The 24,921-nt window shown below is 51.9% G+C and carries 28 protein-coding genes; 12 read left to right on the top strand and 16 right to left on the bottom strand.

Going from position 1 to position 24,921, the window contains the following annotated elements; all coding sequences use genetic code 11:
- Positions 1–63 precede the first annotated feature (63 nt).
- Positions 64–993 (top strand): DNA-binding transcriptional activator PunR, encoded by a 930-nt coding sequence (punR, locus tag P0H77_RS11805; protein WP_276157115.1) that lies wholly within the window; start codon positions 64–66, stop codon positions 991–993.
- Position 994: 1 nt separating this feature from the next.
- Here the strand turns inward: punR and purR are convergent, their stop codons facing one another.
- A complete protein-coding gene (gene purR / locus P0H77_RS11800) occupies positions 995–2,020 on the bottom strand; it encodes an HTH-type transcriptional repressor PurR (protein ID WP_276157114.1) in 1,026 nt (341 codons plus the stop codon).
- A gap of 297 nt (positions 2,021–2,317) precedes the next feature.
- On the opposite strand from purR, the gene P0H77_RS11795 reads away from it, so the two are divergent.
- The gene (locus tag P0H77_RS11795; protein ID WP_276157113.1) at positions 2,318–2,407 is read left to right on the top strand and encodes a YnhF family membrane protein; all 90 of its coding nucleotides are present in this window, start codon (positions 2,318–2,320) and stop codon (positions 2,405–2,407) included.
- Positions 2,408–2,572: 165 nt separating this feature from the next.
- Entirely contained in the window at positions 2,573–3,739 is a 1,167-nt protein-coding gene (locus P0H77_RS11790) for an MFS transporter (protein ID WP_276157112.1), read from the top strand.
- Positions 3,740–3,777: 38 nt separating this feature from the next.
- Here the strand turns inward: P0H77_RS11790 and sodB are convergent, their stop codons facing one another.
- Both sodB and P0H77_RS11780 read right to left on the bottom strand, forming a co-directional pair.
- Complete coding sequence (gene sodB, locus P0H77_RS11785) at positions 3,778–4,359, bottom strand: superoxide dismutase [Fe] (protein WP_276157111.1); 582 nt, start codon at positions 4,357–4,359, stop codon at positions 3,778–3,780.
- 117 nt (positions 4,360–4,476) lie between these two features.
- Complete coding sequence (locus tag P0H77_RS11780) at positions 4,477–5,286, bottom strand: C40 family peptidase (RefSeq protein WP_276157110.1); 810 nt, start codon at positions 5,284–5,286, stop codon at positions 4,477–4,479.
- 343 nt (positions 5,287–5,629) lie between these two features.
- On the opposite strand from P0H77_RS11780, the gene P0H77_RS11775 reads away from it, so the two are divergent.
- The gene (locus tag P0H77_RS11775) at positions 5,630–5,977 is read left to right on the top strand and encodes a Grx4 family monothiol glutaredoxin (RefSeq protein WP_176920853.1); all 348 of its coding nucleotides are present in this window, start codon (positions 5,630–5,632) and stop codon (positions 5,975–5,977) included.
- Positions 5,978–6,018: 41 nt separating this feature from the next.
- On the opposite strand, the gene rnt is transcribed toward P0H77_RS11775, so the two are convergent.
- From rnt to P0H77_RS11755, 4 genes are all read right to left on the bottom strand, one after another.
- The gene (gene rnt / locus P0H77_RS11770) at positions 6,019–6,666 is read right to left on the bottom strand and encodes a ribonuclease T (RefSeq protein WP_276157109.1); all 648 of its coding nucleotides are present in this window, start codon (positions 6,664–6,666) and stop codon (positions 6,019–6,021) included.
- 103 nt (positions 6,667–6,769) lie between these two features.
- A complete protein-coding gene (gene gloA / locus P0H77_RS11765; protein ID WP_276157108.1) occupies positions 6,770–7,177 on the bottom strand; it encodes a lactoylglutathione lyase in 408 nt (135 codons plus the stop codon).
- Positions 7,178–7,268: 91 nt separating this feature from the next.
- Positions 7,269–8,366, bottom strand: a complete 1,098-nt coding sequence (locus P0H77_RS11760) for an alkene reductase (protein ID WP_276157107.1) — start codon at positions 8,364–8,366, stop codon at positions 7,269–7,271.
- 57 nt (positions 8,367–8,423) lie between these two features.
- Positions 8,424–9,020 (bottom strand): TetR/AcrR family transcriptional regulator, encoded by a 597-nt coding sequence (locus tag P0H77_RS11755; protein ID WP_276157106.1) that lies wholly within the window; start codon positions 9,018–9,020, stop codon positions 8,424–8,426.
- 63 nt (positions 9,021–9,083) lie between these two features.
- Here P0H77_RS11755 and P0H77_RS11750 point away from each other — a divergent pair, with 63 nt between their 5' ends.
- From P0H77_RS11750 to sodC, 3 genes are all read left to right on the top strand, one after another.
- Positions 9,084–9,368 carry a DUF1289 domain-containing protein gene (locus P0H77_RS11750; RefSeq protein WP_276157105.1) on the top strand — a complete coding sequence of 95 codons (285 nt, stop codon included), beginning with the start codon at positions 9,084–9,086 and terminating at the stop codon, positions 9,366–9,368.
- A gap of 48 nt (positions 9,369–9,416) precedes the next feature.
- Positions 9,417–10,313: an aldo/keto reductase family oxidoreductase gene (locus P0H77_RS11745; RefSeq protein WP_276157104.1), complete on the top strand. Its 897-nt coding sequence runs from the start codon at positions 9,417–9,419 to the stop codon at positions 10,311–10,313.
- Positions 10,314–10,394: 81 nt separating this feature from the next.
- Positions 10,395–10,916, top strand: coding sequence for a superoxide dismutase [Cu-Zn] SodC (gene sodC / locus P0H77_RS11740; protein WP_276157103.1), 522 nt, complete (start codon positions 10,395–10,397; stop codon positions 10,914–10,916).
- Here the strand turns inward: sodC and P0H77_RS11735 are convergent, their stop codons facing one another.
- From P0H77_RS11735 to P0H77_RS11725, 3 genes are read right to left on the bottom strand one after another with little or no spacing between them, the layout of a single operon-like run.
- Entirely contained in the window at positions 10,917–12,932 is a 2,016-nt protein-coding gene (locus P0H77_RS11735) for an FUSC family protein (RefSeq protein WP_276157102.1), read from the bottom strand.
- On the bottom strand, positions 12,929–13,792 hold the full coding sequence (locus P0H77_RS11730) for an HlyD family secretion protein (protein ID WP_276157101.1): 864 nt from the start codon (positions 13,790–13,792) through the stop codon (positions 12,929–12,931). The genes P0H77_RS11735 and P0H77_RS11730 overlap by 4 nt, the downstream gene beginning before the upstream one ends.
- A 4-nt stretch (positions 13,793–13,796) precedes the next feature.
- On the bottom strand, positions 13,797–14,033 hold the full coding sequence (locus P0H77_RS11725) for a DUF1656 domain-containing protein (protein WP_276157100.1): 237 nt from the start codon (positions 14,031–14,033) through the stop codon (positions 13,797–13,799).
- Between the two features lie 194 nt (positions 14,034–14,227).
- On the opposite strand from P0H77_RS11725, the gene slyA reads away from it, so the two are divergent.
- Complete coding sequence (gene slyA, locus P0H77_RS11720; RefSeq protein WP_276157099.1) at positions 14,228–14,668, top strand: transcriptional regulator SlyA; 441 nt, start codon at positions 14,228–14,230, stop codon at positions 14,666–14,668.
- Between the two features lie 28 nt (positions 14,669–14,696).
- Here slyA and P0H77_RS11715 read toward each other — a convergent pair whose 3' ends face one another.
- Positions 14,697–16,061: a GGDEF domain-containing protein gene (locus tag P0H77_RS11715; protein ID WP_276157098.1), complete on the bottom strand. Its 1,365-nt coding sequence runs from the start codon at positions 16,059–16,061 to the stop codon at positions 14,697–14,699.
- A 257-nt stretch (positions 16,062–16,318) separates the two neighbouring features.
- Positions 16,319–16,786: an outer membrane lipoprotein SlyB gene (slyB, locus tag P0H77_RS11710; protein ID WP_276157097.1), complete on the bottom strand. Its 468-nt coding sequence runs from the start codon at positions 16,784–16,786 to the stop codon at positions 16,319–16,321.
- Positions 16,787–17,034: 248 nt separating this feature from the next.
- Between slyB and anmK the strand changes: the two genes are divergently transcribed.
- The 4 genes from anmK (at position 17,035) to tyrS (ending at position 20,699) form a co-directional block, all read left to right on the top strand.
- Complete coding sequence (anmK, locus tag P0H77_RS11705) at positions 17,035–18,159, top strand: anhydro-N-acetylmuramic acid kinase (RefSeq protein WP_276157096.1); 1,125 nt, start codon at positions 17,035–17,037, stop codon at positions 18,157–18,159.
- A 96-nt stretch (positions 18,160–18,255) separates the two neighbouring features.
- Complete coding sequence (gene mliC / locus P0H77_RS11700; RefSeq protein WP_276157095.1) at positions 18,256–18,579, top strand: C-type lysozyme inhibitor; 324 nt, start codon at positions 18,256–18,258, stop codon at positions 18,577–18,579.
- A gap of 62 nt (positions 18,580–18,641) precedes the next feature.
- Entirely contained in the window at positions 18,642–19,298 is a 657-nt protein-coding gene (gene pdxH / locus P0H77_RS11695) for a pyridoxamine 5'-phosphate oxidase (RefSeq protein WP_276157094.1), read from the top strand.
- A 126-nt stretch (positions 19,299–19,424) separates the two neighbouring features.
- Complete coding sequence (tyrS, locus tag P0H77_RS11690; protein WP_276157093.1) at positions 19,425–20,699, top strand: tyrosine--tRNA ligase; 1,275 nt, start codon at positions 19,425–19,427, stop codon at positions 20,697–20,699.
- A gap of 66 nt (positions 20,700–20,765) precedes the next feature.
- On the opposite strand, the gene gstA is transcribed toward tyrS, so the two are convergent.
- From gstA to P0H77_RS11670, 4 genes are all read right to left on the bottom strand, one after another.
- Positions 20,766–21,371 carry a glutathione transferase GstA gene (gene gstA, locus P0H77_RS11685; RefSeq protein ID WP_276157092.1) on the bottom strand — a complete coding sequence of 202 codons (606 nt, stop codon included), beginning with the start codon at positions 21,369–21,371 and terminating at the stop codon, positions 20,766–20,768.
- A gap of 114 nt (positions 21,372–21,485) precedes the next feature.
- The gene (gene dtpA / locus P0H77_RS11680) at positions 21,486–22,991 is read right to left on the bottom strand and encodes a dipeptide/tripeptide permease DtpA (RefSeq protein ID WP_276157091.1); all 1,506 of its coding nucleotides are present in this window, start codon (positions 22,989–22,991) and stop codon (positions 21,486–21,488) included.
- A 595-nt stretch (positions 22,992–23,586) separates the two neighbouring features.
- Positions 23,587–24,222, bottom strand: coding sequence for an endonuclease III (nth, locus tag P0H77_RS11675; RefSeq protein WP_276157090.1), 636 nt, complete (start codon positions 24,220–24,222; stop codon positions 23,587–23,589).
- On the bottom strand, positions 24,222–24,920 hold the full coding sequence (locus tag P0H77_RS11670; protein ID WP_276157089.1) for an electron transport complex subunit E: 699 nt from the start codon (positions 24,918–24,920) through the stop codon (positions 24,222–24,224). The genes nth and P0H77_RS11670 overlap by 1 nt, the downstream gene beginning before the upstream one ends.
- Between the last annotated feature and the right edge of the window lies 1 nt (position 24,921).

Below are 24,921 nucleotides of genomic sequence, written 5' to 3'. Positions count from 1 at the left end.
TGCAATAAGACTTGTGAAACGCTAATATTTGTACATTGACATCAAAAAATTTGCAGGCAGAAAATGTGGTCAGAATATTCTCTTGAAGTCATTGATGCGGTTGCCCGCAACGGCAGCTTTAGCGCAGCGGCGCAGGAGCTGCATCGTGTTCCGTCAGCAATCAGTTATACCGTGCGTCAGATGGAAGAGTGGCTGGGGGTGCCGCTATTTGAGCGGCGCCATCGCGATGTAGAGTTAACCCCGGCCGGCAGCTGGTTTTTAAAAGAAGGGCGCACTGTTATCAAAAAAATGCTGATCACCCGTCAGCAGTGTCAGCAAATTGCCAATGGCTGGCGCAGCCAGCTTCCCATTGCCGTAGATAATATTGTCAGGCCCGAACGTACCCGGCAAATGATTGTCGATTTCTATCGCCATTTTCCTGACGTCGAACTGATTGTTTTTCAGGAAGTGTTCAACGGTGTGTGGGATGCGCTGGCCGATGGGCGGGTGGAACTGGCCATCGGCGCAACCCAGGCTATTCCGGTCGGTGGGCGCTACGCGTTTCGGGATATGGGAATGCTGAGCTGGAACTGCGTTGTCTCCTGCGACCATCCCCTCGCAAAACAGCCGGGGCCGTTAAGCGACGATGAGCTACGTAACTGGCCTTCACTGGTGCGCGAGGATACCTCACGCTCGTTGCCAAAGCGCACGACGTGGCTGCTGGACAATCAAAAGCGCGTCGTGGTGCCGGACTGGGAGTCATCGGCAACCTGTATCTCAGCGGGTCTTTGTGCGGCGATGGTGCCTTCACATTTTGCCCGGCCATGGACAGATTCGGGCGAGTGGGTCGCGCTGGCCCTCGAGAACCCGTTTCCTGATGCGGCCTGCTGCTTAACCTGGCAGCAGAGCGATATCTCGCCCGCGCTGGGATGGCTGCTGGAGTATTTGGGAGACAGCGAAACGCTGAACAAAGAGTGGCTGCGGGACCCGGAAGAAACGGCTCCCGCAGGCTAACTTAACGGCGGTAGTCGACGAACGGACCATCGGCTACCGAGCGGCGTTCAATCAGGCGGGGGTGCACCTCAATGGACTTCGATTCAACCCGCTTATTCACAATGCGATCCAGCAGCATATTAAACGCGGCTTCGCCGAGGGAATCTTTCGGCTGATGAATCGTCGTCAGCGCTGGCGTAAAGAAACGGGCATTGCGCACGTTATCGTAACCAATCACCGAAATATCCTGCGGCACGCGCAGGCCCATCTCATCGGCGGCACATAATGCCCCCATCGCCATGATATCGCCACCGCAGAAGACGGCGGTGGGGCGCTGGGACTGATTGAGGATCTGTTGCATCGCCTGATAGCCGGATTCCGGTTCGAAATCCCCCTGGACAATCCACTGTTCAGGGATCGTGACCTGAATTTCGTCCATCGCTTTCATAAACCCGGCCAGACGCCCGGCCCCGGTATTACGTTCCAGCGGACCTGGAATAATACCGATATCACGATGGCCGCGTTCGATCAGATAGCGCCCGGCCATATAGCCACCTTTAAACGCGTTATCAATCACCGAGTCGGTAAAGTCCGCTTTTGATTCGCCCCAGTCCATCACTACCATCGGAATGTGACGGTATTCTTCCAGCATGCTTAATAGCGATTCAGGATATTCAGAGCACATGACCAGTAGGCCATCGACGCGTTTTTGCGCCATCATCGACAAATAAGCGCGTTGCTTTTCAATATCGTTCCACGCATTGCCAAGGATCAGGGTATAACCTTTCTGGAAACAGCTTTTTTCAACCGCTTCAATAATTTCGGCAAAATAGGCCGCTTCACTGCTGGTCGCCAGCAGGCCAATCGACTTGGTGTGATTAACCTTCAGGCTGCGGGCAACAGCGCTGGGAGAATAGTGAAGTTCTTTAATTGCCGCCCACACTGCATTACGCGTATCTTCAGCAACAAAACGGGTTTTGTTGATAACGTGTGACACAGTTGTAGTGGAAACGTTTGCGCGTTTCGCGACATCTTTAATTGTTGCCATTACATCTTACTCCGGACCCTGGCCTGAACGCCTGCAAATAGGAGGGTAAACGTTTGCCTTCACACACCCCTGGCGCAATTTTGCGATCATTGCTTAGGTCGGGAAATCGACACAGAACGTCAGGTGGGGGTCAATGGCTGGTACGCTTATAATTAAGCGTGGAATTTTGGCCGATCCTGATGAAAAGGGAAAGAGAAAAAATGTATATCAATCTAAATCCTGCAAGATTTTCGCCGTTAAGTGTGTAAAAATGAACAAGCTCACTTTTCACAGGGTCATAACAAGGAGTAAAAATTGATGAGTGCCGATCTTAAGTTTTCTCTGGTAACGACCATTATTGTGCTGGGGTTGATTGTTGCCAGCGCATTGGTTGCCGTTCTGCATTGATTCATCCGAGGGAGAGTCTTCTCCCTCACGCCGCTTTTGCGATTTTGCACCTCTCAGCAAAACTCTTTTGCATTTTGCCTCACTTTCGTTTTTTTGTGATTGATGTCATGCTTTTGGCTTCTTTGCGTCGTGTCGTGGTGATGTCGGCCAAAACGGAGTCTGTTCATGAAAGTTAATTTTCCCCTGCTGGCGCTGGCTATCGGTGCGTTTGGTATTGGCACCACCGAGTTTTCTCCGATGGGATTATTGCCCACGATTGCCAAAGGGGTCGATGTTTCTATTCCCACTGCGGGTATGCTTATCAGCGCCTATGCGATTGGCGTAATGGTCGGTGCTCCCATCATGACGCTCCTGCTTTCCCACCGCGCCCGGCGCAACGCGCTAATCTTTCTGATGGCGATTTTTACCCTCGGCAATGTGCTTTCTGCGATTGCACCCGATTACACCACGCTGATGCTTTCCCGTATTGTCACCAGCCTTAACCACGGCGCGTTCTTTGGTCTGGGATCGGTGGTTGCCGCAAGCGTGGTGCCAAAACATAAACAGGCCAGCGCGGTGGCGACCATGTTTATGGGGCTCACCATCGCCAACATTGGCGGCGTTCCGGCGGCCACCTGGCTGGGTGAAGCGATTGGCTGGCGGATGTCCTTTCTTGCGACGGCGGGTCTGGGGGTTATTGCCATGGCGAGCCTGTGGTTCTCGCTGCCAAAAGGCAGTGCAGGGGAGCGGCCCAACGTGCGGCAGGAACTGACGGTGCTGCTGCGTCCGCAGGTTCTTAGCGCACTGCTGACGACCGTGCTGGGGGCAGGCGCGATGTTTACGCTTTACACCTACATCGCGCCGGTTCTGCACAGTCTGTCTGCGGCAACGCCACTCTTTATTACTGCGATGCTGGTCCTGGTGGGGACAGGGTTCTCCATCGGCAATTATCTCGGCGGTAAATTTGCCGATCGTTCAGTGAATGCCACGTTAAAAGGTTTTCTGCTGTTATTAATTGCGATCATGCTGGCTATCCCGCTGCTGGCCCGCAATGAGTTTGGCACGGCGTTAAGTATGCTGGTATGGGGTGCCGCGACATTTGCCGTGGTTCCACCGCTGCAAATGCGCGTTATGCGCGTGGCCAGCGAAGCGCCGGGCTTATCATCGTCGGTGAATATCGGGGCGTTTAATCTCGGTAATGCTTTAGGGGCGATGGCCGGTGGAGCGGTGATCTCCGGCGGGCTGGGTTATAGCTTTGTTCCGGTAATGGGGGCCATCATTGCGGGCCTGGCACTGCTGGTGGTGTTCTTTTCCGCCCGTCAGCCCGCGCGTGAAGTTTGCGCCAGCCGTTAAGCGATAGCGCAGAAGGCAAACGTCTTCTGCGCAGTTACTCAGGCTGCCAGGTTTTGTGCCACAAACGGCCAGTTCACCAGCGCCCAGAAATGCTCCAGATAACCCGGACGGGCATTGCGGTAGTCAATGTAGTAAGCGTGCTCCCAGACATCCACGGTCAGCAAGGGTGTATCGCTGGTGGTTAACGGCGTGCCAGCGTTAGACGTAGAAACGATCGCCAGAGTGCCGTCCGCTTTTTTGACCAGCCATGTCCAGCCTGCACCAAAGTTTTTGATTGCCGCATCGGTGAACTGCTTTTTAAATGCGTCTACGCTGCCAAAGGCCTGGCTGAGCGCATTTGCCAGCGCTTCCCCAGGTTCACCACCGGCAGAAGGGGCAAGACAGTTCCAGTAAAAGGTGTGGTTCCACACCTGAGCCGCATTATTAAACATGCCGCCTTCGGCGCCACGAACGATCTCTTCCAGTGATTTATTTTCCCAGTCCGTATCTTTGATGAGTGCGTTGAGATTGGTCACATAGGTCTGGTGATGTTTGCCGTGATGATAAGCGAGGGTTTCCGCAGAAATATGCGGCTCCAGCGCGTCTTGTGCATACGGTAATGCAGGCAGTTCGAACGACATTGCGATACTCCTTTTTATTTTGATAACTCAATATCCACATATTAAGCACGGGTATATTAACAAAATAACGGAGCCGTAAGAAGAGCCTGTCCTGCTGCATGAGCAGCAGGACAGCGATTAGCGAATGGTTTTCGGCGTCATGACCCGGCGTGCGCCAACGTAGTGGCGTACCCAGTAATCCTCACTCAGCGACGAGATCTGGATATCCTGGCCGCTACGCGGTGACTGAATAAATTTGCCGTTGCCAACATAAACGCCAACGTGATCGGCGGTGCCGCGTCCCTGAGTGCGGAAGAAGACCAGATCGCCGCTTTCGAGGCTGCTGCGCTCAATCGGCGCAGCATCGCGCAGATGATACATTTCGTTCGCCGTGCGCGGGATCGGGATTTTAACCAGGTCTTTGTACGCGTAGTAAACCAGACCGCTGCAATCGAATCCGGTACGCGGTGACGAACCACCCCAGTGATAGGGTTTGCCAATCTGATTCATTAACTTGGACATGGCCGTTCTTTGCGCTTTCTGCATACGGACCTTGTGAACGTCACTCAGCGCCAGCGGTTTGGTCGAGGCATTGAGGCATTTATTCTTATAACCCTTACGCACCGTACATTTTTTATCGGCCAGCTTTACGACAGCGGTTTTGGTGGGTTTGGTTTTATCGCGTCTGGATTTACTGGAGGTGAGGGCCGTTTTGGCTTTCGTTTTGCTGGTGCTTTTACTGGATTTCGTCGCTGTTTTAGTGACGGTCTTGCTGGATTTTTTACTGGTTGTTTTACTTTTCGTTTTTTGTTCTGAGGTCTTTGCTAAATGCGTTTTCTGTATGGCAGACGCTCTCGCCTGCTCAGAAGCCTGAGCAAGTGGTGAAAAAACAAACGATGTAAACAGTAAGGCACAGAGCGTGATCGAGACTTTATTTATCCGCGCCACTGAGCATTCCCCTGGTTCGGGCAGGCATGAAGATATGCCTGCGCATGATGGTGACAAAAAGCCAGTCGATTCTAATGCATAAAAAGCCAGAAAGTTAATAGTCTTTTTGCATCTAAAAGACTGATTCGTTACCGGGCGCAAAAAAAATCGCCCGTTGGCGGGCAAATTGCGCACAGTTTGTGCGATTAATTTGTCTCATCGATAATAAAACGGTATTGATAAAGCATCTTTTGGATTCAGACGATAGAATAATAGTGAGTGAATAAAATGTTATTTTCGGTCCAGGGCCTGAAACGCTACAATGACAGACTACTGCCGTAAAAGAAGTTAAGGAAGCATGACAATGAGTACGACAATTGAAAAAATTCAGCGTCAGATCGCTGAAAACCCGATCCTGCTGTACATGAAAGGCTCACCGAAATTACCGAGCTGCGGTTTCTCTGCTCAGGCCGTACAGGCGCTTTCTGCCTGTGGCGAACGTTTTGCCTACGTTGATATCCTGCAAAACCCGGATATTCGCGCGGAACTGCCGCAATACGCGAACTGGCCGACCTTCCCACAGCTGTGGGTAGACGGTGAACTGGTTGGCGGCTGCGACATCATTATCGAGATGTATCAGCGTGGCGAGCTGCAGTCATTGATCAAAGAGACTGCCGCCAAACACGCGACTGACGGCACCGACGCTCAGTAAGCTACCGGCAAAAAAAAAGCGACTCCAGGGTCGCTTTTTTATTATGCTTCATCTTGTACGGGCAGCGGCCATCCGCCAAGGCGTTTCCAGCGATTCACGATTTCACAAAACAGCAGCGCGGTTTGTTCCGTGTCATACAGGGCGGAGTGTGCCTGCGTACTGTCAAAATCAAGCCCGGCGGTAGTGCAGGCTTTGGACAGGACCGTTTGCCCCAGAGCCAGCCCGCTCAACGAGGCGGTATCGAAGGTGACGAAAGGGTGGAACGGGTTACGCTTCAGCGATGCGCGTTCGGCAGCGGCCATCATAAAGCTATGGTCGAAGGTCGCATTGTGCGCCACCATAATTGCCCGGTTACAGCCCTGATCTTTAATGCCTTTACGTACCGCTTTGAAAATCGCGTGCAGCGCGTCATATTCGCTGACGGCGCCGCGCAGCGGATTAGTGGGATCGATACCGTTAAATGCCAGCGCTTCAGGCTGTAAATTTGCCCCTTCAAAAGGCTCAACGTGAAAATGCAGCGTCGTGTCCGGCATCAGCCAACCGTGTTCATCCATTTTCAGGGTAATAGCAGCGACCTCGAGTAGTGCATCCGTTTTGGCGTTGAATCCAGCCGTTTCGACATCAATGACGACAGGATAAAAACCACGAAAACGGTCGCACAGACCAGTCAGTTGAGCGTTATCGGACATCAGTATCTCTTAGTAGAAAAAAGTAGCGCGCATTATGGCAAATTTTGCCCGGCGTTGCAGTATGCGAAGAGAAAAGGGTGGGCCAGAACAGGCCCACCGGCAATTAATCGCCCAGACCTTTACCTGCGTCTTTGGCTTCAATCAGCTCAATTTTATAGCCATCCGGATCTTCCACAAAGGCGATGATGGTCGTACCGCCTTTTACCGGACCTGCTTCACGGGTTACGTTACCGCCGTTCTGGCGAATTTTTTCACAGGCTTCAGCGGCGTTATCAACGCTCAGTGCGATATGACCGTACGCCGTACCCAGATCGTAATGGTCGGTGCCCCAGTTGTAGGTCAGCTCAATCACCGCCTCTTCGCTTTCCGGGCCGTAACCGACGAAGGCGAGAGAGTATTTATATTCCGGATTTTCGCTGGTACGCAGCAGCGACATGCCAAGGACTTTAGTGTAGAAATCGATAGAACGTTGCAGGTCGCCAACACGGAGCATAGTGTGAAGTAAGCGCATCTCATCCTCTCAGGTAAAAGTTTGTCTTTTCATTTCAAACAGAAACGTCGTTTTAGTATAGCGGCGGATCCTTGCCGCTATCAATGCAGGATTACAAAGAGGGGTAATCGGTATAGCCTTCAGCACCGCCGCCGTAGAAACTTTCCGGACGTTGCGGGTTCAGTTCCGCTTTGCGTGCCAGGCGCTCGACCAGATCCGGGTTGGCGATGTAATCACGGCCAAAAGCAACTGCATCAATCAGACCTTTGGCGATCAGGGTTTCGGCTTTCTCCGGCGTATAGGCACCGGCACCGATAATCGCGCCATCAAAACGCTCGCGAACTTTCTGACGGAACGCCTCGCTATACGGTTGACCGCCTGCCCAGTCGGGCTCAGACATATGCAGATAGGCAATGCCGCGCTTGTTCAGCTCTTCAATCAGATACAGGGCATCTTCTTCTTCGTTCGGCCCGTTATCCGTATTCTGGAACGTGCCGACGGGTGAAACGCGGATGCCAATGCGGTCGGCGCTCCACTCCTTACTAACGGCATCAATCACTTCCAGCACCAGACGAGCACGGTTTTCTACGCTGCCGCCGTACTGATCGGTACGATGGTTGGAAGAGGGGGACAGGAACTGGTGCAGCAAATAACCGTGTGCCGAGTGCAGTTCAACCAGATCAAACCCTGCATCGCGGGCATTTGCCACCGCCTGACGGAAATCATCGACGATACCCGGAATTTCACTGGTTTCCAGCGCGCGGGGCGTGGAGGTATCGACACGAATAGCGTGGCCATTTTCATCACGCAGCGAGGTGCGCGTACCAGCATTCAGTGCCGACGGTGCGACCGGCGCCTGTCCACCAGGCTGAATGCTGCTGTGGGAAATACGCCCGGTGTGCCAGAGTTGCACGGCGATACGGCCATCTTCAGCATGAACCCCGGCGGTAATTTTCTGCCATGCGGCGATTTGTTCGGCACTGTGTAAGCCTGGTGCGCCTGCGTAACCCTTAGCCTGCGCGGAGATCTGCGTTGCTTCAGAGATAATCAACCCGGAGCTGGCGCGCTGGCGATAATACTCGCCCATCAGTGGCGTCGGGATATCGCCGGGCTCAATGCTGCGCAGACGGGTAAGCGGAGCCATAAAGACCCGATTAGGAACAGTAATCGCACCCACTTTTAGGGGGGTAAACAGCTTTTCGGTTGTCATATTCACTCCTGAGTAGACCGGTCGTCTTGAAAAAAAGGAAATAAAAAACGCCTGTGATTAGGCAGGCGCTGCAATTATGGTTTTAACATGAGCCAGCGCACTTTCCAGTGGAACAGCACTGCGCGACATCTTGGCCTGTAAATTCGCTCCCAGCCATAAAGAGTAGAGCACCTGCGCCTGGGTATGGGCGTCACCTGCAAAGGCCAGGCTCTGTTCTTCACGCCCTTGCTCCAGCGCCCGAGCCAGCAGGGAAATGATCGTGCTGACGCCGACGTTAATCTCAGCACGCATATCTTCCGACAGATCACACACTTCCGCAGACAGTTTTACCGTCAGGCAGCCGCTGATGGTGCCATGCTGGCAAAATTGCTCAATCGTTTGCTGATACCACGCCAGTACACGAGCGCGGGACGAACCCTGCGCGCTAAAAAAATGCTGATTGAGCGCCTGCTGATAGCCCGCATAATGCCGGTGCAGCATGGCAACGCCAAACGCCTCTTTCGAGCGAAAATAGTGATAAAACGACCCCTTAGGAACTTCAGCCGTCTTCAACAGTTCACTCAGCCCCATGCCGGTAAAGCCGCGATGCATACAAAGCTGCTCGCCAGTGGCAAGGATATGTTCGCGGGTGTCATGTTCAGTATGTCTGGTCATACAGTTACTCTAATAGACCAGTCGGTCTAATGCAACCCGTCATTTTAAGTTGCGCGTTCCGCGATGAGGGTCTTCAATAACTATATTATCCACATACGCGAGGTATTCGTGGCAGAACAACTGGAATTTTTCCCGCTGCAAAGCCCTTGCCGTGGCATCTGTCAGGTGGATGAACGCGGATTTTGTCGCGGCTGTATGCGCAGCCGGGAAGAGCGTTTTAACTGGCAGCAATTCAGCGATGCGCAAAAACAGCAGGTGCTGCGACTCTGCCGCCAGCGTTTACTGCGTAAATTACGCGCAAACAAACCCACTTCCGATGAAGAACCGCAGCAACCCTCACTTTTTTGATAACGTAATTACGTATACTCGATGAAATTCTTTGTTGAGGAAAACATAATGGTTCAACGTATTACTATGGCTCCACAAGGGCCGGAATTTTCACGTTTTGTGATGGGCTACTGGCGGTTGATGGACTGGAAAATGTCTGCGCAGCAACTGGTCAGTTTTATCGAGGCGCATCTTGAACTGGGAATAACGACCGTCGATCATGCCGATATTTACGGTGGCTATCAGTGTGAAGCCGCGTTCGGTGAGGCGCTAAAACTCGCGCCGCATTTACGTGAGCAGATGGAAATTGTCTCCAAATGCGGGATAGCCATCACTGCCCGGCCGGAAAACACGCTGGGGCACTACATCACCGATAGCGATCACATTATCCGCAGTGCCGAACAGTCGCTGAAAAATCTGGCAACCGACCGTCTGGATTTATTGCTGATCCATCGCCCCGATCCCTTGATGGACGCGGATGACGTCGCGGAAGCTTTTCTGGCGCTGCATCAGAGCGGGAAAGTGCGTCATTTTGGCGTATCTAACTTTACGCCGCGCCAGTTTACCCTTCTGCAATCGCGCCTGCCGTTTACTTTGACCACAAATCAGGTCGAAATCTCTCCGGTGCACCAGCCGTTGCTGCTTGACGGCACGTTAGACCAGCTTCAGCAACTGCGCATTCGGCCAATGGCGTGGTCGTGTCTGGGCGGCGGGCGTTTATTTAACGACGAATCGTTCAGACCATTACGCGATGAGCTGAAGACCGTGGCGCAGGAAGTCGGTGCTGACAGCATTGAGCAGGTGGTGTATGCGTGGATCCTGCGTTTGCCGTCGCAGCCGCTGCCGATTATTGGTTCCGGCAAAATCGAGCGCGTACGCTCGGCTATCGCCGCTCAGCAACTGCAACTGACTCGTCAGCAGTGGTTCCGCATCCGTAAAGCAGCCCTTGGTTATGATGTGCCCTGACGCACGCTTTTAAGCACTTTCCGGTGAAAGCAGTGGCCGTGGTTTACACTTATCGCGGACACTGAATTTACCGGAGGTCGTATGAAGCGTTTCAATCTGGCTCTTTTAGCGTTGGTTGTCTGTACCGGCGCCCAGGCCGCAAGTGAAGAAGTGAAGATGAATCTGGTCACCTCGCAGGGGATTGGTCAGTCCATCGGCGAAGTGAAAATTAGCGAGACCGATAAAGGGCTGGAGTTCGCTCCGGATCTTAAAGCGTTGCCGCCCGGTGAGCGTGGTTTTCATGTTCACGCCATGGGCAGCTGCGAACCGGCGATGAAAGAGGGTAAACCCAGCGCGGCGGAAGCCGCAGGTGGACATCTCGATCCGCAAAAAACCGGTAAACATGAAGGACCGGAAGGTCATGGTCATGCCGGCGATCTGCCCGTGCTGGTGGTGGACAAAGACGGTAAAGCTACTCAGGCTGTGATTGCCCCGCGTCTGAAAAAGCTTGATGAAGTGAAGGGCAAGGCGCTGATGATCCACGTCGGCGGTGACAACATGTCCGACAAACCTGAACCTTTAGGCGGTGGCGGAGCACGTTTCGCCTGCGGCGTGATTAAATAATCATTGCTGAACCGCGGTGATGTCCGATGTCGCTTCCAGCTGTGAGAGCGAACACTGCAAACGCCAGACAATCGCCGCCAGTTCTCTGGCGGCAGGCTGGTGATGCCGTGAGAGAGTATCACTAATATGCTGTAATTCCTTTAACGTGGCGGCCAGCGGGCGTTGTTGAACGCCACGCTCGCTCATAACGTCGCGCAACAAGCCAACGCAAATATCACGAACCCGCGCCAGAGGATCGGAGCGCGTCTCCCATTCACGTAGCTGCCAGACCACATGCGTGCAATTCAGAAGCACCACGCCCCAGCGTAATAACCAGCGCCGCGCCAGCGCGTCCTGGCTGGTACTGAGCTGGCTGATACGGTGATAAACCAGCGACTCAAATTCATTCTCACTGCGGGTCGGATGCGAGCGCAACTGATCGATAAAGTGACGCCGTAACGCCGTAATATGGCGCCGGCTTTTTCGCGCGTCTGAACCGGGGCGGAGCACGGCGAAGGCCAGCCACGCCAGGCCAACACCCAGTATTTTGGCAATATTATCATTGAGAAAATCGGCGAAATCGTAAACCGGCGGATTGGTTACCGCGATGAACGATCCCATAAAGACAATTAACTGCCCCCACAGGCCCGCCTGCCTGGCAATTTGTAATTTGAACAGTTGCATGGTGGTCAACAGAGGGAACAGGAAAAGCAGAAATTGCCACAGCCCGGTGATCTGCACCATCAGGCCAAATTTAACCACGAAACTAAAAAGCGACAGGAGCAGCAAGGTTCGCAACAGCAACGTGAGGGAATTAAACGGTGAAGGTGCCGTTGCGTAGATCACGCAGCCGATTGCCGTCATCGACAACGCCGCCGAGCCTGAATCCCACTGGGTATTGATGCTCCACGCGCCCACCATCAACAGCGCGGCAAAGGCGCGAAAACCGTTCCACAGCGCTTCAATATAATCCGTATGGCGTGCCAGTGCCGGGCTGGCAGGGACCTGAAATTGCGCCACCGCAGAAGCATTTTCCAGTCGTTGCAACCAACGGCTATTGCGCAGATAGAGGCGGCAAAAATAGCGCAATCGCTGCCAGAAGGCATGATGACGATAATCCTGTGGGTCACGCGGCGCGAGCGGAGCGATAATCCGGGAAAGGGTATAGATGTCCGCATCCGGTCGGGATAGCGCCTGAATCAGATCGCCAAGCACCTGCTGCAAATTCTCGGGAGGATTGGGCCAGTTCAGCAGCATTCGTCGCTGGCTGGAAATAAGGCTGGTCATGCGCAACTGCTGATGCAAAAGGTAATTAAGCAGATTATTTTGCCGACGAAAACGGTAGTGGCTCCAAAATGCCTGAATGCGCAGCAGATTCATGGTCAGAATTTGGCGGATCACCCCTTCGTGCGCGGTCCGAATGGCATCTGTTGTGTCTTGCTGCCAGAGCAAGGCTGCGTGTTCAAGCAGCCGCGCATGCATATTCTTAAGCGCGGTCAGCAGCGCAGTACCATCAGAGGTACTGGGCAGGATCATCATCATCATACCGCCGCACAGAATGCCCAGCATGACTTCACAAACACGCGCCTGGGCTATTTCCCATAGCTGGGTGGCATCGACAATGTTAATTACCGGGAACGCAATGATTGCAGCAGTATAACCAGAAAGCTGAAAAGCATAAGTAACATTGTTGTTGAACATGGCGCAGGCGCAGGTGCAAACGGCAATCCACGCCGAAATGCTGAACAGAAAAAGCCACGGGTCCACCAGCGTATGACCCGCGATAATCAGCGCGGCTGTCGCGCCAAACAGGCTTCCGGCGATGCGGCCAAAGCTTTTACTGATAACGCCACCGACCGTGGGAAAGCTAACCACCGCCGCAGACGTCATGGCCCAGTATGGCTCATCCAGATTAAGAGAGTAGGCAATACTGAGTGCCAGGCACATCGCCATGGTATTTCGCAGCGCATAACGCCATTGCCCTGACGTGGCTTTACACCAGGGCAGCGTTTGCCATGACAGGTGCAAAAGCTTCATTTGTGGTCGCCAATCGCCACGCTGCACGTCGTCCCGGAGACCAGCGTGATATCTTGCGGAAGATGATCGAATTCAATTCGTACCGGAACACGCTGTGCCAGTCTGACCCAGGGAATATTGGGCTTGATATCGGCTACCAGTCCGCTGTCGCTTTCAACGCTTTGATCGTATATCGCTCTGCCAATACTGGAAACGTGACCCTGTAACGTTTGATCGCTGCTATAGAGAATGATTTTTGCCGCGTTTCCCGGCTGAATGTGCCGCAGCTTTGTCTCTTCAAAATAGCCGATGACATAAAACGAATGGCTGTCGACCAGAGCAAAAACCGGCTGGCCCTCGGAAGCATAGTTGCCAACGCGCGTCGCGAGATTAGTGATCCAGCCATCAACCGGGGCTTTAACCGTGGTTTGTTCAAGTTGCCACCTGGCGTGGTCAAGCGTTGCCTGAGCCGCCCCCACGCTTGCTTTCATCGCATCTACCGTCGTATTGGCGGTGTCGAGATCTTCTGCTGAGATATAGTTTTGTGGCAAATTGCGGCGACGGCTGGCTTCATGGCTGGCTTTAGCAAGATCGGCGCGAGCTTTGGCTAACTGTGCTTGCGCATTGAGAACGGCGATGCGCCAGGGCGTTTCATCAATCCGGAACAGAACATCGCCGGCCTTAACAAACTGGTTATCAACCACGTTTAAGGACTGGATCGTCCCCGAGACTTGCGGCGTAATATTAACCTGCTCAGCGCGAACTTTGCCGTCGCGAGTCCATGGAGAGTGCATATAAAAATTCCACATCGCCCACACTGCCGCCACCGCCGCGACGACCACCAGTAAGGTGGAAAAATATTTTAGTTTTTTGAAAGACATAGCATCACCACCAGACAAGGATAACCAGCGCCAGACAAACAGACAGCGCAAACAATGAGAGATCCATCAGCATTGGATGCCAGATGTCACCAGCATACATCCAGTCACGCAGTTGGCGATGAACAACAAGCCAGATAATGAAGCCCACGATCACGGCTTTGAAAAGTGGGGGAAAGTAGATGGATGCACCAGCCACCAGATCCTCCAGGAGTAATCCTGAAGCATTGAAAATCAACTCCACGAGCAGAAATCCTTTGCAGTAAATGAGTATTGACTCGTCAGCATCAACTAAGCTTGCAAACGGTGCACCGGTTTACTCAGTGTAAATCATTGCAATTCCCTGAGCGAATGCGGCAATGCATTTGTTTTGGCAATACAAATGCTGCACACTATTCTAAAATCAGTATAATAACTTAGCAAGCTAATTATAAGGAGATGAAATTGGAATCGCCACTTGGATCCGACCTGGCACGTTTAGTGCGAATCTGGCGGGCTCTGATTGACCATCGCCTGAAACCTCTGGAGTTAACGCAGACACATTGGGTCACGCTGCATAACATACATCAGCTACCTCCCGAACAGTCGCAAATTCAGCTGGCAAAAGCGATAGGTATTGAGCAGCCATCCCTGGTTCGTACGTTAGATCAGCTGGAAGAAAAGGGGCTTATCTCCCGGCAAACCTGTGCAAACGATCGCCGTGCGAAACGTATTAAGCTCACCGCAAAAGCTGAACCTCTCATTGCGGAAATGGAAGGCGTAATCAGCAAAACGCGCGGCGAGATCCTGTCAGGGATCTCACCTGAGGAGCTGGAATCGCTGATTAACATGATTCAGCGTCTGGAACACAATATTATCGACCTGCAGGCAAAAGGGTGAAGGCAGAGCCTTGTATAATGCAAGGCTCTTACTCTTGCCATACCACCACCTGATTACGGCCCGCCTCCTTGGCCCGATACATTGCCTTGTCCGCGCGTTCTACGCACGTTTCGGCAGGGAGTGAAGGGTGGGTAGCGGTATAGACTCCAAGAGAAATCGTGATGGGTTCCGGCAGTTGCTGCTGGCTGGTCGCGGCATCATGCCCGGCAATGGTAAGACGAACACGTTCGGCAATACGTTGTGCATCCTGAGCGGTGGTATTGGTCAGAAGCAGAGCAAACTCTTCACCGCCAATGCGTGCGGCGACATCATCCTGGCGGATGGACTGTTGCAGGATGCTGGCAACGAATTGAATGACTTTATCGCCCTGCAAATGCCCATAGGTGTCATTGATGCGCTTGAAATGGTCCAGATCGCTGACGATAACCGAAACGGGCCTGAACGCAGACGCTTCAGTCAGTTGTTTGACCAGGGTATCGTAAAAATAGCTGCGATTGTGTAAGCGGGTCAGCGGATCGCGAATTGAATTTTGGTACGAATGAAGATATTTATTCTGCGAATCACGGTAGAGATTAAAAATGTCGTACAGCAAAGTGAAGATTATAAACAACGTTGAGGTCGCTTCGAAAAAACGCGCCTGATACCAGCCCAGTCCCTCACTATTGCGATCGGAAAGCAAAAACATCATGGTAAAGATATAACAGATGCAAAAGAATCCGCCGCTAAACCAAAAAATAGACTTTAATTGGGAGACGTGTATCAGTGTGATTAATGTTAATGTCCATAATGCGACCAATAGCCAGCTGAAAAAGTGATTCCACAATGCGGTAAAAGCATGCGTTTCATTATCCACCAGCGAAACGCTTAATAGCGGAGTATAGCTGGAATAGAGATACGCCATTGTTAACATTAATAACGTAAAAAAGACGATTCCTGAAACGATAATCGTATGAAACCCTGCTCCCCGCGCAGCCCATTTTTGCTGGCGAAATAAAACGATAGAAGCGACAAATAACATCGCCATCATCATATTACGGAAAGTAAAAAAGATGATGGCATCGTTGTAGTTAGCGTCAGTGGTAGCGTCACACATAAACCAGGCCGGAAAACTACGCAGCGTGCCGAGCATCATAATAGCAGAGCCGGCAAACGCACAGGCGATAGCGACAAGATAGAGGTGTTTTTTATCGCACATGTATTTCATCAGCATAAAGCCAGCGACCATGACATGAAAAACCAGCAGAAAGATAGTCAACGCCGGAAAAAGCAGAGGTGAGAATGACTGATCAAGTTGCATTACCTGTCCGAACGCCAGCTCCAGTAAAGTAATAGCGATAAAACAGATCGCAAAAAAAGAGAAATAACGATGCAGGAGACGTTTTTTTGCACTCATCAATAACTTCCTGTTGTCCAGAGGAATACCAAAAACAAAGCTGTCTATTATCAGGTCTTCAGCTTGTTTGGTAACTATTCTATAACTTATAAATAATATAAGTATTGCTCAGGAGCAAATTATTTAACAAGAAATGTTATTTAATATATTAATGTGGTGAATATAAAGCTAATTAATAATGCGAATATTGTATGGGGTAGTGGTGCCGAGGCGGGAGGAAGAGGCGTGCGTGGTGAATATTCACCACGCACAAAACATTATCGCGGGGAAACGGTAATCTGGCTGCCATTGCTGGCCATAGCCACACGCTGACCGGCAGAGAATTTAGAATCACCCTGTTTCTGGACCACCATGATGGTATTACCATCGTCCTTACGGATCTCCAGTTCAACGCCCTGGGTTTTATTCATTGAACCCTGAACGCCCTGGCCTGCCACGCCACCCGCAACGGCACCGGCGGCAGTTGCCAGAGAGCGACCTGCGCCACCGCCAATCGTATTACCGAGGAAACCACCCAGCACAGCGCCGCCAATCGCGCCGATAGCATTTGAATCATTACCACCCTGGATTTGCACTGGACGGACGTTAACGATAGTGCCGTAAGTCACATTTTGAACCTGTTTGGCCTCTGATGCGGAATAAACGTCTCCGGACAGGCCGCTGTTGTTCACACAGCCTGCCAGCGTAAAACCTATCATCGAAACGGCTAATGCACGTAAAATCATCTATGAATCTCCTGTTCACCAAGAAAGCTCAGGCGAGCATCCGTCTATAAGTAATTATATGCGTTTCATCGCCATAGTTCATAGCGTGCGGCGAAACAATAGCAAAAATAATAATCTGCCGAGGATGAACGGGACGTAAACCGCGCTTCCGGTCGTACAAATATTGATAAAAAATATTAACGGATCATAGTATTAGGCGTCGCTTTATGATGGAGTAAACCCATCGCCAGAAAAATTAAGGAAGACGAATGATATCCGGTCGCTACATTGGGGTAATGTCAGGCACCAGTCTTGATGGTGTAGATGTTGTCCTCGCAACGATTGATGAGAATATGGTGGCGCAGCAGGCCAGCTTGTCATGGCCGATTCCGCTGGCAATTAAAGAGGCGATTCTGGCCATTTGCCAGGGGCAACAGCTGACATTGTCGCAACTTGGCCAGTTAGATACCCGTCTTGGCCGTCTGTTCGCCGAGGCGGTACAGGCGCTGATGCGTCAGGAAAATCTGCGTCCACAAGACATTATCGCTGTCGGCTGCCACGGGCAAACCGTATGGCATGAACCGGGTGGTGATGCCCCACATACTCTGCAAATTGGCGATAATAACCAGATTGTTGCCCGCACCGGCATTACCGTGGTAGGTGATTTTCGTCGCCGCGATATGGCCCTTGGCGGTCAGGGCGCGCCGCTGGTACCGGCCTTTCACCATGCGCTGTTAGCACATCCTGACGAGCGGCGAATGGTGCTTAATATTGGCGGCATTGCCAATTTGTCGCTGCTGTTCCCGTCTAAGCCGGTGCGGGGTTATGATACCGGACCGGGCAATATGCTGATGGACGCCTGGATCTGGCGTCAGCGGCAAAAACCGTATGATAAAGACGCTGAATGGGCCAGCGCGGGCAGGGTGATCATCCCGCTGTTGCAGGAGATGCTCAGCGATCCTTACTTTGCGGCCCCGGCCCCGAAAAGTACCGGCAGAGAGTATTTCAACTATGGCTGGCTTCAGTCGCATTTATCGCGCTACCCTGGACTGGATGCCGGAGATGTACAGGCGACGCTGGCGGAATTAACGGCGGTGACCATCGCAGAGCAGGTATTACTCAACGGCGGCTGCGATCGTTTGCTGGTCTGCGGCGGTGGCAGCCGAAATCCACTGGTGATGGCGCGTCTGGCCGGGCTCCTTGCCGGAACCGAAGTCTCTACTACCGACGCCGCCGGGATCTCAGGCGATGATATGGAAGCGCTGGCGTTTGCCTGGCTGGCATGGCGCACCATCGCCGGGAAGCCAGGGAATCTGCCGTCAGTTACTGGCGCATCTGAAGCGACCGTACTGGGGGCGATTTATCCGGCTAATCCCCGGCAAAATAAGAGTTAACCGAATAACCGACTGGCTAGTCTATCGGTAGACTGGACGTTTCCAGGGAGGATGGAAATATTCTCCCGCGTTCGGAACGTCTGAAGGATCCGTCTCATGAAAAAAATAGCCATCGCCGTCTTCCCGCTCATGCTTGCCGGTTGTAGTTATTATGGTCAAATGGTTGAGCGCATGCATACTGATACTCTTGAATACCAGTGCGACGAAAAACCGTTAACCGTAAAGCTTAATAATACGCGTCAGGAGGTGAATTTTGTCTATGACGATAAACCGCTCACGCTTAAGCAGGGACTGTCCGCTTCTGGCTCGCGGTATACCGACGGGATCTGGGTCTTCTGGTCGAAAGGTGATAGCGCAACGGTTTACAACCGCGATCGTATTGTTCTGAACAACTGTCAGTTGCATACGGCGAAGCGTTGAGATTTAGACCTGGGCAGCGCACAATAGCGCTACGTGATAGATAACAGTCCAGGTCAAACGCTATGCCAGATAATGACGATCTCCAGCACATTGCGCATTTGCGCCGTGAATATACCCAGGGCGGCCTCCGTCGCCACGATCTCCCTCCGGAACCTCTGGCGCTGTTTGAACGCTGGCTCAAACAAGCGTGCGATGCCCGGCTTGCCGATCCGACAGCAATGGTTGTCGCAACCGTTGATGAACACGGACAACCGTACCAGCGGATTGTGTTGCTAAAACACTATGACGAAAAAGGGCTGGTTTTTTATACCAACCTTGGCAGTCGTAAAGCGCATCATCTTGAACAAAACCCGCGTATCAGTTTGCTTTTTCCCTGGCATATGCTGGAGCGTCAGGTCATGGTCATCGGTAAAGCCGAACGGTTATCAACGCTTGATGTGATTAAATACTTCCACAGTCGCCCTCGTGACAGTCAAATCGGAGCCTGGGTTTCCCGGCAGTCCAGCCGTATTTCCGCGCGCGGTATTCTGGAAAGTAAGTTTCTTGAACTCAAGCAGAAGTTCCAGCAAGGCGAGGTTCCGTTGCCGAGTTTCTGGGGCGGTTTCCGGGTGAGCTATGAACAAATGGAATTCTGGCAGGGGGGCGAAAATCGCCTGCACGATCGTTTTTTATACCAGCGTGACGGCAATGAGTGGAAAATAGATCGTCTGGCACCGTAATGATGGCAAAATGTTGTTTTATGTACTGGTACTCCTGATTCCGGCGCTTTATTCTATAACCCCTTCGCATCAGGCGAACAGTCGTGTACCGGCAAAGGTGCAGTCGTTTTATACATGGAGATTTTGATGGCAAGCAGTAACTTGATTAAACAATTGCAAGAGCGGGGGCTTATTGCCCAGATTACGGACGAAGAAGCGTTAGCAGAGCGACTGGCGCAAGGGCCAATTGCACTCTATTGCGGTTTCGATCCTACCGCTGATAGCTTGCATTTGGGGCATCTTGTTCCATTGTTATGCCTGAAACGCTTCCAGCAGGCCGGGCATAAACCTGTTGCACTGGTGGGGGGCGCGACTGGCCTGATTGGCGATCCGAGCTTTAAAGCCGCCGAGCGAAAGCTGAATACCGAAGATACGGTGCAACAGTGGGTGGATAAAATCCGCAAACAGGTTGCGCCGTTCCTCGATTTTGATTGTGGCGACAACTCAGCTATTGCGGCCAACAACTACGACTGGTTTGGCGGCATGAATGTGCTGACCTTCCTGCGCGATATCGGCAAACACTTCTCCGTTAACCAGATGATTAACAAAGAAGCGGTCAAGCAGCGTCTCAACCGTGACGACCAGGGGATCTCTTTTACTGAGTTCTCCTATAACCTGCTTCAGGGCTACGATTTTGCCTGCCTGAATAATTTGCATGGGGTTGCGCTGCAAATTGGTGGCTCCGATCAGTGGGGGAATATTACTTCCGGCATCGATCTGACGCGCCGACTGCATCAAAATCAGGTGTTTGGCCTGACGGTTCCGTTGATTACCAAAGCAGACGGCACTAAATTTGGTAAAACTGAAGGTGGTGCAGTCTGGCTCGATCCGAAGAAAACCAGCCCGTATAAATTCTACCAGTTCTGGATCAATACGGCGGATGCGGACGTTTATCGCTTCCTGAAATTCTTCACCTTCATGGATATCGCTGAGATTAACGCGCTGGAAGAAGAAGACAAAAACAGCGGTAAAGCACCGCGTGCACAGTACGTACTGGCCGAGCTGGTAACGCGTCTGGTGCACGGTGAAGAGGGTCTGACGGCGGCGAAACGCATCACCGAAAGCCTGTTTAACGGCACCCTCAGCGCCCTGAGCGAAGCCGATTTTGAACAGCTGGCCCAGGACGGCGTGCCGATGATCGAAATGGAGAAAGGTGCCGATCTGATGCAGGCGCTGGTGGACTCTGAACTTCAGCCTTCTCGCGGTCAGGCGCGCAAAACTATCGCCTCTAACGCGGTCACCATTAACGGCGAAAAACAGACCGATCCGGAATATACCTTTGCTGACAGCGATCGTCTGTTCGGACGTTATACTCTGCTGCGCCGGGGTAAGAAAAACTACTGCCTGGTCTGCTGGAAGTAAATCAGCGAGGCAAGAAGGGGCGCGGGAAACCACGCCCCTGATTTTTTGGCTCAGGCACAAGAAACTTTACGACAGTCCTTCCGCTGCCAGCGCGGCAATCACCGCAGGTCGTGCCGCAACCCGATCCATATAGGTATTCACATTGCTCAGATCGTCCATCGTGAGTTTTACCGCACGCGCCCAGCGCAGAACAGTGTAGAGATAGGCGTCGGCAATGGTAAAACGTAAACCGTTAATCCACTGCTTATCACTCAATGCCTCTTCAATGAACCGCAATTTTTTCTCTAGCTGCGCGCGCACGGCGGGTTTATATTCTTCTGGCGTATCGGGACGGAACAACGGGGTGAATCCCTTGTGCAGCTCAGTTGCAACATAATTGAGCCATTCCAGGGCTTTATAACGCGTAATGCTGCCTACCGGCGCCAGAAGCTGGCGGTCAGGTACGCTGTCAGCAATATATTGCATAATTGCGGTGCCTTCAGTGAGCAACGTGTTGTCATCCAGTTGAACGGCCGGAACCTGGCCTTTGGGGTTGACGTTGAAAAAGTCGCCACCATTTTCCAGACGTTTATTTGCCAGATCGACTTTTTCCAGCGTAAAGTCCACGCCACTTTCACGCAGAACGATATGTGAAGCGAGAGAACAGGCACCAGGTTTATAAAATAGCTTCATCAGTACACCCCTTCGAAGGCAACAGTATGCGTATTCGTATGGTAGTGCGGCAGCCGATAAAAAAAAAGCCGCTAACGGAGTTAGCGGCTCAAAAGTCTGTGTTTCCCGATGATATTACGCGACAGGCGTCTGCGCTGCTTTCACGTCTTTCTCGTCACTTTGTGTCATGCGGTTAAGTTTCGGCGCTGTAAGCAGCATCAGAATAGCGATGACGCCGGTAACAATGCCGATCTGCATGAAGACATGGCTATAGACCTGTAAGGAAACCAGAGGGTCGGTAACGTCTTCAGGAACGGCCATCATGTTTGCGACATAACCGCCGATCAGGTTAGCGCCCGCCGTGGTGAGGAACCAGCTACCCATGATGAAACCCATCAAGCGCTGCGGCACCAGTTGTGCAACCATCGCCAGACCCAGACCGGAAATCATCAGTTCACCAACGCTCTGCAGGGCATAGCTCAGGACCAGCCAGCCAGAAGAGACGATGCCGGCATCGGTAGCCATTTTAGCCCCTAACGGCAGAACCAGGAACGCACCCGCGCACAGCACCATGCCAATGGCAAATTTGGTCGGCATCGGCAGCGTGTCGCCCATTTTGTTATAGATAGCGGCCAGAATCGGGCTACCGATAATGATCCAGAACGGGTTCAGCGCCTGATACTGTTCTGGCTGGACGTTAATGCCGAAAATAGCATGTTCAACGTTGTGGATTGCAAAGAAGTTCAGCGATGTCGGCATCTGGCTATAAAGTACGAAGAAGATGATAGCCTGCAGCATCAGAATGAACGCGACAATCATTTTGCGACGTGCAGCACCCTGCATTGAGAATGCTTCTTTAGCGAAGATGCAGATGATACCCAGCGCAATAACGCCCAGAACCATACGTGCAATACCCTGGTTGTGCAGCAGCCAGGTGGCAATTGCGATCAGAATGACAACGCCTACAATCGTGATTAAAAGTTTGCCGACTTTCAGAGGTTCGAAGTCCGGCTTAGAACCGTACTGTTTAACCCAGCGCTGGCAGAAGGCGAAGTTAATCACGGTGATCAGCATACCTACAACGCTCAGGGCGAACGCCACGCTCCAGCCGAACGTTGCTGCCAGCCATGGAGTTGCCAGCATTGAGAAGAAGGAACCAATGTTGACGGCCATGTAATACATGGTAAAAGCACCGTCGAGACGCGGGTCATCTTTCGCATAGCAGGTAGAAAGCAGCGAGGATGGGTTAGCTTTAAACAGACCGTTACCTACCGCAATGGTTGCCATACCCATATAGACGACGGCAACATCATGACCGGACCAGGCGACCAGCGCATAGCCGATTGCCAGCACGATTGCGCCAAGCATAATGACGCGTTTGGTACCGAGGACTTTATCGCCAAGCCAGCCGCCGATAGCGACCAGACCATAGACTAATGCGCTGAAGGATGAAAACAGCGTAATGGAGTCCGTTTCGGTCATACCCAGCTGTTTTACCAGGTAAACCGCCATAATCCCTTGCAGGCCATAGAAACCAAAACGTTCCCATAACTCGATCGAGAAGATCAGATAGAACGCTTTTGGTTGTTTGAAAGCGTTCATACTCACGCTTTCTGTTGGTTTATTGTTTGCAGTTGACACATATACCTCTTTTTTTACATCCCATATCAACGGGGGCGTTTTCGGTGGGATGCTCAATAAACATCCGCTTTATAGTTATTCTGGAGGGGAAACGGCAGCTAATGTTCACTATCCTGTCCACTCAGGCAATACTTTTGTAATAGTCTGTTACACATAAATTTTACCGTATAATTAACCTGCTCTGCAAATGTTATCCAGCGTTTAATTTCAATGTTTCGCTATTAGTGGTTTTTTAAACTGGTAAAAGCCGGTAAAGCTGGCGCAATGGCGATATATTTTGCTGTTTTACGTTTTTTGTAGTGATATGGGCTATATTCTGAAAAAAAGATGGTTTTTTGTTTTGTTCTGCAATGGTTTCATATAAGTAATGTAAATGTAATTACGCCGGGTAAGAACAAATTCTTAACATTACGTTAAATAAATGACCCGTAAGGTTAACGCTTAGAAAATTTTCGCTCTGAAAAAAGGATTTCACTGGTAAGAGAGTCTAACGCAGCGAAAAAGGGTAAAGCAGAGGGTGAGAAAAAACTTAACCGGCGGCAAAAACCAAAGTCAGCAGGCAGCGGACATTATCTTTTGCCTGCCAGGCGCGATCTCAGGCATACACCTTTTCTTTATACTCACAGACATCTTCTATGATGCAGGAGCCACATCGCGGTTTACGTGCAATACAGGTGTAACGCCCGTGCAAAATTAACCAGTGATGACAGTCCACTTTAAACTCCGCAGGGACAACATTAAGTAATTTCTCTTCCACCTGTTCGACATTTTTACCTGGGGCAAATTGTGTTCGGTTGCAAACGCGAAAAATATGCGTATCGACCGCGATGGTGGGCCAGCCAAACGCGGTATTGAGCACTACGTTTGCCGTTTTACGTCCGACGCCCGGCAACGCTTCGAGGGCAGCCCTGTCTTCCGGCACCGCGCCACCGTGTAATTCAATCAGCATTCGGCAGGTTTTAATCACGTTCCCGGCCTTGCTGTTATAGAGGCCAATGGTTTTGATATAAGACTTAATCCCGTCAACGCCGAGTTCAAGCATCGCCTGCGGCGTGTTGGCCACCGGATATAATTTGGCGGTCGCTTTATTGACGCTGACATCAGTCGCCTGGGCAGAAAGCAACACCGCAATCAGCAATTCAAACGGTGAGGTGAAATGCAGTTCTGTCGTGGGATGCGGATTATTTTCACGCAAGCGGGTAAGGATAGTCAGTCGTTTTTGTTTGTTCATCAGGCTTTCTCTGACGCCGTAGGGGCGGAAATCACGGTATTGACCGCGGCCTGCGCCCGACGTTTTTTAGAACGTTCATCAATCAGGTATTTTACCGCCAGCATCATGCCAAGACCAATAAAAGCGCCGGGTGGGAGCATCGCAAGCAGGAAGGGCGTATCGGTATGAAAGAGTTCAACCCGTAGCGCTTTAGCCCACGGACCGAGCAGTGCGTCCGCGCCGTCAAATAGTGTACCGTTACCCAGAATTTCACGCAGCGAGCCAAGCACAAACATCGCGCTTGTCGCGCCCAGACCGATGGAAAAGCCGTCCAGCGCAGAGAGCGGCACGCTTTTTTTAGCGGCAAACGCTTCTGCCCGGCCAATAACAATGCAGTTGGTCACGATCAAGGGAATAAAAATCCCCAGGGACTGATACAGTCCATAAGCGAAAGCATTGATGAGCATCTGGACGACGCTGACCACTGAGGCAATGATCATGACGTAAATGGGAATACGAATTTCAGCGGGAACCCAGCGGCGAAGGGCGGAGACCGCTGTGTTAGTCAGCGTCAGAACTAACGTCGTTGCCAGCCCGAGGCCAAGCGCATTGGTGGCGGTGGAGGTTACCGCAAGCAAGGGGCACAGGCCCAACAGTTGCACCAGCGCGGAGTTATTCTTCCACAGACCCTGTACAATAACGTCTTTGACTTCGCTCATG

It is taken from the genome of Superficieibacter sp. HKU1, assembly GCF_029319185.1.
Classification (GTDB): domain Bacteria; phylum Pseudomonadota; class Gammaproteobacteria; order Enterobacterales; family Enterobacteriaceae; genus Superficieibacter.
This window is presented reverse-complemented; position numbering and strand designations above follow the sequence as displayed.

What these genes read in the sequence shown, in the direction of transcription:
- slyB (WP_276157097.1), bottom strand. Translation starts at nt 16,786, where the DNA reads ATGATTTTACGTGCATTAGCCGTTTCGATGATAGGTTTTACGCTGGCA.
- P0H77_RS11760 (WP_276157107.1), bottom strand. Translation starts at nt 8,366, where the DNA reads ATGACAACCGAAAAGCTGTTTACCCCCCTAAAAGTGGGTGCGATTACT.
- P0H77_RS11670 (WP_276157089.1), bottom strand. Translation starts at nt 24,920, where the DNA reads ATGAGCGAAGTCAAAGACGTTATTGTACAGGGTCTGTGGAAGAATAAC.
- P0H77_RS11730 (WP_276157101.1), bottom strand. Translation starts at nt 13,792, where the DNA reads ATGTCTTTCAAAAAACTAAAATATTTTTCCACCTTACTGGTGGTCGTC.
- P0H77_RS11750 (WP_276157105.1), top strand. Translation starts at nt 9,084, where the DNA reads ATGAGGGTCTTCAATAACTATATTATCCACATACGCGAGGTATTCGTG.
- P0H77_RS11715 (WP_276157098.1), bottom strand. Translation starts at nt 16,061, where the DNA reads ATGAGTGCAAAAAAACGTCTCCTGCATCGTTATTTCTCTTTTTTTGCG.
- gstA (WP_276157092.1), bottom strand. Translation starts at nt 21,371, where the DNA reads ATGAAGCTATTTTATAAACCTGGTGCCTGTTCTCTCGCTTCACATATC.
- P0H77_RS11790 (WP_276157112.1), top strand. Translation starts at nt 2,573, where the DNA reads ATGAAAGTTAATTTTCCCCTGCTGGCGCTGGCTATCGGTGCGTTTGGT.
- nth (WP_276157090.1), bottom strand. Translation starts at nt 24,222, where the DNA reads ATGAACAAACAAAAACGACTGACTATCCTTACCCGCTTGCGTGAAAAT.
- P0H77_RS11795 (WP_276157113.1), top strand. Translation starts at nt 2,318, where the DNA reads ATGAGTGCCGATCTTAAGTTTTCTCTGGTAACGACCATTATTGTGCTG.
- sodC (WP_276157103.1), top strand. Translation starts at nt 10,395, where the DNA reads ATGAAGCGTTTCAATCTGGCTCTTTTAGCGTTGGTTGTCTGTACCGGC.
- P0H77_RS11755 (WP_276157106.1), bottom strand. Translation starts at nt 9,020, where the DNA reads ATGACCAGACATACTGAACATGACACCCGCGAACATATCCTTGCCACT.
- mliC (WP_276157095.1), top strand. Translation starts at nt 18,256, where the DNA reads ATGAAAAAAATAGCCATCGCCGTCTTCCCGCTCATGCTTGCCGGTTGT.
- pdxH (WP_276157094.1), top strand. Translation starts at nt 18,642, where the DNA reads ATGCCAGATAATGACGATCTCCAGCACATTGCGCATTTGCGCCGTGAA.
- purR (WP_276157114.1), bottom strand. Translation starts at nt 2,020, where the DNA reads ATGGCAACAATTAAAGATGTCGCGAAACGCGCAAACGTTTCCACTACA.
- gloA (WP_276157108.1), bottom strand. Translation starts at nt 7,177, where the DNA reads ATGCGCTTACTTCACACTATGCTCCGTGTTGGCGACCTGCAACGTTCT.
- sodB (WP_276157111.1), bottom strand. Translation starts at nt 4,359, where the DNA reads ATGTCGTTCGAACTGCCTGCATTACCGTATGCACAAGACGCGCTGGAG.
- slyA (WP_276157099.1), top strand. Translation starts at nt 14,228, where the DNA reads ATGAAATTGGAATCGCCACTTGGATCCGACCTGGCACGTTTAGTGCGA.
- P0H77_RS11775 (WP_176920853.1), top strand. Translation starts at nt 5,630, where the DNA reads ATGAGTACGACAATTGAAAAAATTCAGCGTCAGATCGCTGAAAACCCG.
- punR (WP_276157115.1), top strand. Translation starts at nt 64, where the DNA reads ATGTGGTCAGAATATTCTCTTGAAGTCATTGATGCGGTTGCCCGCAAC.
- tyrS (WP_276157093.1), top strand. Translation starts at nt 19,425, where the DNA reads ATGGCAAGCAGTAACTTGATTAAACAATTGCAAGAGCGGGGGCTTATT.
- P0H77_RS11735 (WP_276157102.1), bottom strand. Translation starts at nt 12,932, where the DNA reads ATGAAGCTTTTGCACCTGTCATGGCAAACGCTGCCCTGGTGTAAAGCC.
- anmK (WP_276157096.1), top strand. Translation starts at nt 17,035, where the DNA reads ATGATATCCGGTCGCTACATTGGGGTAATGTCAGGCACCAGTCTTGAT.
- P0H77_RS11745 (WP_276157104.1), top strand. Translation starts at nt 9,417, where the DNA reads ATGGTTCAACGTATTACTATGGCTCCACAAGGGCCGGAATTTTCACGT.
- rnt (WP_276157109.1), bottom strand. Translation starts at nt 6,666, where the DNA reads ATGTCCGATAACGCTCAACTGACTGGTCTGTGCGACCGTTTTCGTGGT.